1 protein-coding gene is annotated in these 1,882 nt (G+C 48.9%); it reads left to right on the plus strand.

Translation table 11 applies throughout. The annotated features are described in order from the left end of the window. A partial coding sequence (locus tag ACP45E_RS16250) for a penicillin-binding protein 1A (protein WP_069585269.1) occupies positions 1-1,882 on the plus strand: 1,882 nt, incomplete at both ends.

Below are 1,882 nucleotides of genomic sequence, written 5' to 3' on the forward strand. Positions count from 1 at the left end.
CCCGATTGGTATTGCTCGTGCCGCCGTCGTCGTGGCGATGTCAGGATCAGCAAAGCAAGGGGCAAGTACGATCACTCAGCAACTGGCACGTAACTTTTTCTTGTCTAATGAGAAGAAAATAATAAGAAAGATCAAAGAGATATTCCTGGCAATTAGGATTGAACAATCGCTAAGCAAGCAAGAAATCATGCAGCTATACGTTAACAAGATTTTCTTGGGCTATCGCTCTTATGGCTTTGGCGCCGCAGCGCAAACCTACTTCGGGCGCGATCTCAACGAGCTAACACTCAGTGAATTAGCCACGCTTGCCGGCATGCCAAAAGCGCCATCGACCATGAACCCGATTTACTCGCTTGAAAGAGCCACGAATCGACGTAATGTGGTACTGCGACGCATGTTCGATGAGAATTACATTACTCAAGGCGAATTTGATGACGCGAGAGCTGAAGTCATCGAATCGCGCTATCACAGTGCAGAAATAGAACTGAGTGCGCCGTATGTGGCTGAATTAGCACGCGCTTGGATGGTTGAACAACATGGCGAAGCCGCTTATACGCAAGGTATGAGCGTTTACACCACGGTTGATTCTAAATTACAAGAGGCCGCCAATAAGGCCGCGATTGATAATCTCCTGGCCTACGATGAGCGTCATGGTTACCGAGGCGCAGAAAAAGTGGTATGGACAAAAGCGCCAACACTGAACACTGCTCAAGAATTTCGACGTCACCTAGCAAAAGAACCGACTTATGGCGCATTGCTGCCTGCCATCGTCACTGATATTCAAGGCAACACCGCGTCTATTTGGGTGAAAAATCACGGCCCGCAACAAGTCGAATGGGCGCAAATGAATTGGGCTCGTCGCTTTTTAACCGATGACCGCCAAGGTCCAGAACCAAAGGCAGCCTCAGATATTTTATCCGTGGGTGAACAAATCTGGGTACGTAACACCGCAGAACAGGCCGATCCGATCCTTGAAAATGAAGTGAATTCAGAGATTGCCTCTGACGATAGCAATGACGACATTGCCAAACTCGGTATTGAACCTATCTGGCGTTTAAGCCAAGTTCCTAATGCCAATACGGCTTTTGTAGCGATGAATCCAGAAAACGGCGCTATTTTGTCACTCGTCGGTGGCTTTAACTTCGTGCACAACAAATTTAACCGCGCCACTCAATCGGTTCGACAAGTGGGCTCCAGTATTAAGCCATTTATCTATGCCGCAGCAATGGATCAAGGCATGACTCTGGCGACTCTAGTGAACGATGCTCCGATCAACCAGTGGGACAAAAGCCAAGGTACCGCATGGCGCCCTAAAAACTCACCACCAACCTATACAGGCCCGACTCGCGTTCGCATTGGTCTAGCACAGTCTAAAAACGTCATGGCGGTTCGCGTGTTAAGAGCGGTTGGCCTCGACGAGACTCGCGAGTACTTAACCCGTTTTGGATTTGATATTGATGAGCTTCCCCGCTCGGAGACGATAGCACTTGGCGCAGGCAGTCTCACTCCGGTGAAAATGGCCCAAGGCTACTCGGTGTTTGCTAATGGCGGTTATTATGTCGACCCATTTTATATTGGCCGTGTAGAGAGCCGATTTGGTGACATTGAATGGCAAGCTACTCCAAAAACAATATGTCGCGAAAACTGTGAAATGCTCACTACCCCTGACAGTGATAGTAGCAATGAATTTATGGAGCAGGATGTCGACCTTAATCAACCTCAATATGCACCGCAAGTTATCTCTGAACAAACCGCATTCTTAATGCGCGAAATGATGTACAGCAATGTTTGGGGTGGCGGCAACTGGCGTGATGGTACAGGGTGGAACGGCACAGGGTGGCGAGCACAACCACTCAAACGCCGAGATATCGGCGGTAAAACC

It is taken from the genome of Vibrio genomosp. F10 str. 9ZD137 (assembly GCF_049974785.1).
In the GTDB taxonomy this organism is placed as follows: Bacteria; Pseudomonadota; Gammaproteobacteria; order Enterobacterales; family Vibrionaceae; genus Vibrio.